We start from the raw sequence: 7,807 nt of genomic DNA, 5'->3' as shown, positions 1-7,807 counted from the left end.
TAGTCTGGATGCTTTACAACAACCAAAACTTCCTTTAAGAACGATGGTGCAACCAGCACAAACACCCGGATGTACGGTTAGGGCTACAGTACCAAATACATCTAAAAAGAGTACGATACCGGGTAAGATCATATCCCCATTCCGATTTGATGATATGTATACCCATAGTAATATGAAAAAGAAAGATGATTTTGACCTACTCAATTTTCTGATCATTTCCGGGATATCCGTTGCTGCAGGAATTGGAATATTACGATTATTTACCAAAAAGACAAAAGCCTCTCGAAAAAGGAATCAACAACTGAAGGCTAAACAATAATAAACCGGGGATACAACCCCAAAATAATACAACTATGGAATTACACCGATTAGATGGATTTGATGCTACCGGATTAGATAACACAGATATAGCAGATTCTCAGAGCATGAGTGAGATAATACATGGAGTCTCTGACTCCGCCCCGGATATTGCTTATGAGATATTGGATGAAGAAGGCAATGTGATCCTGTATGCCGATGCAGAAGAGAATATTTATGTCATTGATGGCCTACAGGGTTTCTTTAAAAAGATAGGACGTGGACTAAAGAAGTTTGCCAAAAAAGTAGGTAAAAAAGTGATCCGGCCTGTGGTTAGAACGTTTAACCGTTTTCTGAACCCTGCAACCATCTTACTGCGTAACGGATTTTTACTGGCTATGAAGATCAACATGTTCAAAGTTGCCAGTAGGTTACGTTTTGGATACCTCAGTGATGCACAAGCCAGGAAAATGGGAATTGATATGAGAAAATTCTCAAAACTTAAAAAAACCGTGAGAAAGGCAGAGAAGATTTATCGTACTGCCGGAGGAAGAGGAAGAAACCTAAGAAAAGCCATATTAAAAGGAAAAGGGAACAAAGACCGAAAAGTACCCTTAAGTGGTTTTACTATCGGAAGTATCGATACTGAACCTGATATGTATAATGACCCTTTTGAAAAGTTTGTAGTGGAAGCAGATATTGATACCATTGAGGCTTTTATGAACAATGAGTTTGAGGTGGATGGACTCGGTGCAGTAGCTACGGGAACCGCTACCGCTGCTGCCAGTGGCGCTGTAGCAGGAATTGCAGGTATCCTTAGTAAAATAGGCAACATTTTTGGCGCAGCTAATAAAGTAAAACAAAGTGCACAGACTTTATTTCAAAAACCCGCACGACCTGTTCGACAGCTTCCAGCCCCAATTCCCAGGAGTATCCCAAGAACATCCAGTTTTCGCCCTTCTCCATTTCAAAGGGGTGGTAGATCTTCCCCATCAGTGATCTCAAGAAACAGGGCTGTAACTAATACGTCATCTGAAGAAAAGAAAGGTTTTTTACAAAAGCATAAAACGACCTTACTGGTCTTAGGAGGATTGGCAGTAGTAGGTACCGGAATTGCCATTGCTGTGAATTCTAACAAGAAGAAAACAGCAAAGCCTATTTCAGGGACACCGAAAAAACGGATGGGACAGGGCAAACGAAACCTAACACAAAGGGATGAGCTAGGGAGGTTTATTAAAGGAAGTCGTCAACAACGTAAAAAGGGAACAGCCACCAAAAGAAAAACCCCGGAAAAACTAATTCCGAAGGCATTATTGTAAAAATCAGATCACAAAAGAGATTTCCGCATGACGGAAACCATAAAAACAAATTTTATTATGAAATCAAAAGCAAATACAAAAGATAGCCTTTTAGAAGTAGGGAAACACCTTACTACGGGAGTATTAGGAATGGTGGCCGGATCGGCAGTAGGAAGGTACTCCCTGGCACTGGGAGCCCTGACTATATTTGGTGGAGCATACTACGGTAAAGACTGGATTACTTCAGCCGGAGTTGGGATGGCCTTCTCTAATGGTTTTGGTAAAAAAGAAGCCACCACCAATGGTATTGACGGGATTAAAGATAATCTTGATGAGGCTAAAGACCGGGCAGTAACCTCCCTAAAAGCCATAGGCAAAAAATTATACCTGGATAAGTTATCCCCTGCGATGGCACAAAAGCTATCCCTTGGAAATCTAGAAGACCGCCCTTTAGTCTTTATGGGATCTGAGGTAGCAGATCAAGGAGATTTTGATACCAGCGAAGTGGATGAGATTATTCAAAAGATTGAAGCTGGGGAACCTATCCCAACGGCTGATATACAAGAGGATTTTGTAGAAGGCGTAGACGATGAAATGGGAGAGGCAGATTTTGGAAGTATTGATATTACCCAGCTCAATGGAGCTGAAGATATCTCCGAACTCAATGCAGTAGCGTAAATCTAGTACAAAGTAGTCAGTACTAAGCACAGAGTATTCAGACTCGAACTTACTTAAATACTATATATGCAAGCTACTTAATACTCATTACTAAATACTTAATACTAAAAAACATAAATACCATGAAAAAAAGTTCAAGATCACAGTTTTTAGAGATTGTGAATGCCCATATCTCGCTTCGGGATCAGGCCAAAAAGTTTGATCCTGCTATGGTCAAAGTAGCTACAGGGATCAAAGAAGGAAGGTTACAATTAGCAGATACGGCCTACTATTCGATCAAGTTTGCTGGGAATAAAGCCAATATTGATATGTTTGAAACACAAGACGCCAAGGAGATCGGAATTACCAATGTCACCCAGGCCAAACTTCAGAAAGACCGGTTATTTTTATGTAACCGTATCATCTTACTGGCCTCAGAAATTGAAGGGGACCTTCCCGGAAGTGATTCAGAGCTTAAAAAGGTCATCAAACAAACTAATTTTGATAGTATCAAAAAAGTAGGCGGATTGCAAAACGGGGTATTCTCCCTGATTGCCAATAAAAAGATCATCATCGATGAACGTCCAATGCAGGATTTTGCTACTGATGGCAATACAACCATTAATATCGGAACCTACTTTTTAGAAAGCCCCCGCTTTATTCGTGATGATGAAGAATTCGAATTCAATATCGAATTAGGTGATGATGCCCCTGAGAAGGCACTCATTAAAGTGGTACTGGCAGGAACCGCAACTGTCCCTGCATAAGTCGGTCGATAATCGACATTTAAAATAATAATGAAATATCACTTTAGATGAATAACGAAGAAAAACCAAAAACCAAAGAGACCAGGGTCGCTTTTTCCTTTAAAGTGGATAAGGCAAACGGATTATTCACCATTGATAATCTGGAACTCCCAAAACATACCAAACTGGTCAAAGGATTACAATTGATTTCAGAGTACCCGGACCGGTTATACTATCGGGGAAGCCAACGCATTGAAATTGGTGGGGAAGAACTATTTCCAGATGGGTTTGACAGCAAAATACTAATGTCCTCGCTTAGTGTTGCTCCAAGGGAGCGTTTCTTTGAATTAGGAGATGTATTGCCAGGAGATCTTTCAGTAAAGGTTCGCTACCAGGATAAAGATCATAGTAATGCTGCTTTTGGGCAAGGCTATAAAGTGAGCCTGATCATACTCATTGAAGAAGTCGTATGACGACAGCAAAAAGGTCTCTAAGAGATATTTAAAAATGAAAAAATGAAGTGTAAAGTTCAGTTAGACAATAAACAGGATACTACTGGTGTTATAGTGCGGAGGAAGTTTGTTCCATTAAAATTTAGTATTCACACGGAAAATCAATTTTTAAACGCAGAGGCCAAACTTCCTTTTACTACCAATTCCGTTATCGGGATATTGACGACATGCAACGTTCAGAAAAAATGTAGTGATATTCCTGGACCATCCCGTTTGTATTATGGAGTATCGCCTTCCAAAATGGAAGACACCTCTTTTTTGGAACTCAATCCGGGAACAACATATACAACAAACTATCCCCGGAATGTTACCATAGAAGAGCAAGCAGGCGGATGGTGGTATTATGCCCACCCGGTGACAGATACCTTTCCCTTTATTGCTTCAGGGGATATTCCGGCAGAGCCCAGAACTCCAATCATTATTGATGTCTTGCAACTAGGGCAATGCACTCCAGAAAAATATTACCTGTGGAGTTACCCATTTTATGGATATGCTTTTATCTCGTTCAACCNACCCATACCCTAACTAAAACCAAAAAAGATGATCCTGGGAACACTATCTCTATTTCAGAAAAGAGGAATTTTTTATAAAGAACATCAACTTACTTCTGAAGATAAATTTTCGGCAATGATTGATTCGGCATTAACACCGGATGAAGAGTTAACGCTTTCAGAGATTCCTGAAAAGTATCAAATTACCCCTGTAGCTGAATCTGGAACAACAGATTATATCCATGCCACTTTTGAAGATGAAGGCAAAGCCGAATACCCATATGAAGTTACAGTATGGTTATTGGTTGAAGAAGTCCCAGAAGCCCATAATGGGCATTTAAATAAAATATAAATCATATGCCTCTACATAAGAGTGCAATACTAAAACACACCATGTGTTCACGCTATGGGTGTGAGATAATAAAATAAGTTATGCTTATGAGAGAGGAATTTGCACTGCAGTATGCAGAGAGAAGAGCTAAAGAAAAAGGATTTGAGAACTATAGGATCGTATATAGGGAATTTATCATCCCTGCTATGGGAATGCTAAAATTCCAGGCGTATAACGAAATATGGTTAGTCACCTATATTGATTGGGGATTGATGGTTAAATCGGACTATGGACGATATGATAACTGGTATACCAAGGAGATTAGGGAAAATATGCATGAACATGCAGATCGTATTGAGATTACCAACACCAGGAAGTACCAACGTAAAATCCGCTTTTTACAAGTGATCTTAAAAACTAAGGATGATGGAAGCAAGACATAGAAAACCCGGATCCGTTCGGTTAAATGATACGCAATATGCAGAGATGGAAAGAATGGGGTTTGAAAGTGAGAGTGCTTATGTGAAATACAAAATGGAACAAGGCCAGTCGAAGCTCGAGGTATTGAAAACACCATCACCCGAGAATAATTCGGTGAGAACACTACCCATGGTAAATAAAAAATTATCTCACAATGGTGTAGTAGAAGATCAACTCACTATACAACGGTTATCGATAGAAAACCAAAAGCTCCAGGAGAGGCTCGAAGAGATCAATAAGAACAATCAGGAAACCTTAAATGGGGTACATCATAAAGTACATTCCCTGCTTCAGGAGGAACTGCAAAAAAGGGATTTTGAAGAGCTTAAAAAAGCCTACGCAATGCGTAGCGATAAAATAAAAGAGTTAGAAAAAAGTCTCTCTGAGGCCAAAAAAGAAACAGAAGCCAAGCAGGAAGAAATCGAGGCTTTGGTCAAGAAATTAGGATTTGTAGAATTAGGCAAAGCCCTGCTTCCCGGAGCGATCTCCGGACTGGCCAAACAATACCCCAAACAAATGCAGGGGATCGCGGGCACTCTGGGAAGTCTGGGTCTCAATGAGACATATAGAAATATAAATGATAGTGAGGAGAATGATTATTTACTTCAGGCATTAGAGCATCTTAGTGAGTTGTTTACAGAAGAACAGTTCGAACAAGTAATACAACTGATGATCCAACTAGGGGAACAAATCAAAGAAGATGACAATCTGATTCAAAAGATAGGCTACTATCTCAATCAATTACAGCAAAAGAAAGAACAAAGAGATGAAGAATCTAAGTAGCTAAGACTTCTTAGATTCCTAGATACTATATAAAGCTCAGAAACCATAAAAAATTATGCAAGCACAAGTTACCATAGGATTAGAAGTAAAAGATAAAACAGAAGCACATCAGGTTAAAAAGGCTTTTGAGACGATGAACAAACATTTTGGTGCCAAAGGGATCATTCACATGGAAAAGCTATTCCTGAATGATGCCTTTATCAGGAACTTGGTTAAAATGAAAATAAACAAAAAGTAGCATGGCATTACCAGCGGCAGCTCTAGCAGTAGAAGCTATAAAAAACAGACCGAAAATATCTGTAAGCAAGGATGTAACTACAGTCCTACTAGCTAGTGGATTGGGTGTTGGGGTGTTCTTTGCTGTCCGGGCTTTGGTCAGGAAGTTTAAACGGAACAACCGGGAGAGGCATGCTTTACAACCCGGTAATCCTGCAAACTTTGCGATCCGATTAAAAATGGCTTTTGAGAATGACAATGCCTTTGGTTGGGGAACAGATGAAGAGGTGGTATTTGATACCATAGAACAAATCCCTAGTGCCTCTATGATGCGAAAGGTAGAACGAGCCTATAAAGATTTATACGGAAATAATCTATCTGCGGACCTAGCAAACGAGCTTTCGACAGAAGAATTTGCCATTGCCCAGGAAATTATCAATTCAAAAACATAAAAAAAATGATGGAATCTAAAACAGTCGCAAAACGACAATCAAAAAATAAAACGACCCAAAAACCACTTTCCAGGAAGAAAGTACTAATGTATGGTTTAGGGGGAGGATTGGTACTAGGATTGGGATATCTGGCCTATACATATTTCAGTAACCGGGCAGCCAATCAAAGAAGTATGCAACAGCCCATACCTCCAATATCCCCTAGAACTATAGTGACCAAACCTATATTACCACGAGGCTCTAGTGATAAATTTCCATTAAAAAGAGGAACTCGGGGATCACTGGTTCAGATGGTGCAAGAAGCACTCCTTGCCAGGGGTGGAAAGCCTGCACTGATCATTAAAGAAACAAGCTTTAGAAATGGAAAAGTGGATGGAGTATTTGGTAAAGGAACAGAACGTGCATTACGAGCTGCAGGGTTTCCTTCAGTGATAACAGAAACTACATTTACCACTCTGGTTGGGAAAACAGCCAATGCTAGTGGGTTTCATCCCGCCAGTATTGCTAATGAAATTATAGCTTCCGCCAACAAACAAAATTTGTTTGGTGTTTTAAATGGATTGAAGAAAATAAGTTCTGTTAGCCAATATAAAAAAGTAAGTGCATTTTTTCAGAATGTCAGAATTCTGGGTACAAGAGTGACTTCCCTTGTCAATGCGCTACTGAGTGTAGCTTTTAAAAATAAAGAACTGGAGAAAGTAAAAATAAGAGCTGAGTTTAGAAGAATGGGACTCAAACAAAACACTCGAGGGGTGTGGTTTATTCCGGGGATAGGAACTATTGAATCGTTTGATAATATAGGTAATCAAATCACCCAGGAATGGAACCTTGCTGTTATAGAACGACCTACATTACTTCAGGCAACCGATGGATCCTTTATTGTTCCGGAATTAGCTCCTGATACTGTAGTAGGGTATATCATAGGAATGGAGAATGGAAGGACACGGATCCTAACACAGTCAGGAGAAACGGTGTATGCTCCTACTGCCAATCTATCCTCTCTTTGAGTGAAAAGTGAAAAACGTAAAGTGAATAGTGAAAAAATAAGACTACAATGAAAAAAATAATCAATTGGTTTAAACGGATTTTTGACAGTGATCTTCCAATATGGGGATACCTTAAAGTATGGAGGGAATTATCCTCTTTAGCTGTTGGATTGATCCTATGGGTGCATAGTGCGGCTTTTTTGCATTGGATTGATCCAACAGCAGGAACTTATGATGCAGGTATCTTTCAAGTATACCTCTTTGCCATTATTGGCATTTTTATCCTTCATGGGATTGTACGGATCCTTATGAAACTTATCTGGCCTACTTCAGAAGAGTACCTGGATCATCAGTTTAGAAACGATTTTAAAACTATAACACCATGGCAAAAACTAAAATTATCTACGTTTATCTTCTTTGCTTTTTTGTTTGCAGTCACCTTTTTAGCCAGAACACTGTAACACAATATTCAAGTATAAGTGAAGAGGAACTAAGACAATGTGTAAAAGAATTGTATGATTCTCAAGTGGGGGTTCGTGAGGTTGGAGGCGAAAATAG

At 39.5% G+C, this 7,807-nt stretch carries 12 protein-coding genes; all 12 read left to right on the top strand.

Annotated elements, in window-relative coordinates; all coding sequences use genetic code 11:
* Positions 1–319 (top strand): hypothetical protein (locus FOF46_RS31990; RefSeq protein WP_167572022.1); only part of this gene is annotated, 319 nt, incomplete at its 5' end.
* Positions 320–353: 34 nt separating this feature from the next.
* Complete coding sequence (locus FOF46_RS30605) at positions 354–1,616, top strand: hypothetical protein (protein WP_143919213.1); 1,263 nt, start codon at positions 354–356, stop codon at positions 1,614–1,616.
* A 57-nt stretch (positions 1,617–1,673) separates the two neighbouring features.
* On the top strand, positions 1,674–2,273 hold the full coding sequence (locus FOF46_RS30600; protein WP_143919212.1) for a hypothetical protein: 600 nt from the start codon (positions 1,674–1,676) through the stop codon (positions 2,271–2,273).
* A 122-nt stretch (positions 2,274–2,395) separates the two neighbouring features.
* Positions 2,396–3,019: a hypothetical protein gene (locus FOF46_RS30595; protein ID WP_143919211.1), complete on the top strand. Its 624-nt coding sequence runs from the start codon at positions 2,396–2,398 to the stop codon at positions 3,017–3,019.
* Between the two features lie 47 nt (positions 3,020–3,066).
* Positions 3,067–3,471: a hypothetical protein gene (locus FOF46_RS30590; RefSeq protein ID WP_143919210.1), complete on the top strand. Its 405-nt coding sequence runs from the start codon at positions 3,067–3,069 to the stop codon at positions 3,469–3,471.
* 579 nt (positions 3,472–4,050) lie between these two features.
* The gene (locus FOF46_RS30580; protein ID WP_143919208.1) at positions 4,051–4,353 is read left to right on the top strand and encodes a hypothetical protein; all 303 of its coding nucleotides are present in this window, start codon (positions 4,051–4,053) and stop codon (positions 4,351–4,353) included.
* 86 nt (positions 4,354–4,439) lie between these two features.
* Positions 4,440–4,775, top strand: a complete 336-nt coding sequence (locus FOF46_RS30575) for a hypothetical protein (protein WP_143919207.1) — start codon at positions 4,440–4,442, stop codon at positions 4,773–4,775.
* On the top strand, positions 4,759–5,595 hold the full coding sequence (locus FOF46_RS30570) for a hypothetical protein (protein ID WP_143919206.1): 837 nt from the start codon (positions 4,759–4,761) through the stop codon (positions 5,593–5,595). Before FOF46_RS30575 ends, FOF46_RS30570 begins: the two co-directional genes overlap by 17 nt.
* Positions 5,596–5,650: 55 nt before the next feature.
* A complete protein-coding gene (locus tag FOF46_RS30565; RefSeq protein ID WP_143917302.1) occupies positions 5,651–5,833 on the top strand; it encodes a hypothetical protein in 183 nt (60 codons plus the stop codon).
* A gap of 1 nt (position 5,834) precedes the next feature.
* Positions 5,835–6,263, top strand: a complete 429-nt coding sequence (locus FOF46_RS30560; RefSeq protein WP_143919205.1) for an annexin — start codon at positions 5,835–5,837, stop codon at positions 6,261–6,263.
* A gap of 5 nt (positions 6,264–6,268) precedes the next feature.
* Positions 6,269–7,270, top strand: a complete 1,002-nt coding sequence (locus FOF46_RS30555; protein ID WP_143919204.1) for a peptidoglycan-binding domain-containing protein — start codon at positions 6,269–6,271, stop codon at positions 7,268–7,270.
* A gap of 47 nt (positions 7,271–7,317) precedes the next feature.
* Entirely contained in the window at positions 7,318–7,710 is a 393-nt protein-coding gene (locus FOF46_RS30550; RefSeq protein ID WP_208746843.1) for a hypothetical protein, read from the top strand.
* Positions 7,711–7,807: the final 97 nt, after the last annotated feature.

It is taken from the genome of Aquimarina algiphila (assembly GCF_007489275.1).
Classification (GTDB): Bacteria; Bacteroidota; Bacteroidia; order Flavobacteriales; family Flavobacteriaceae; genus Aquimarina; species Aquimarina algiphila.
Note: the sequence above shows the minus strand (reverse complement) of the source record. Positions and strands in the feature narration are given on the sequence as shown.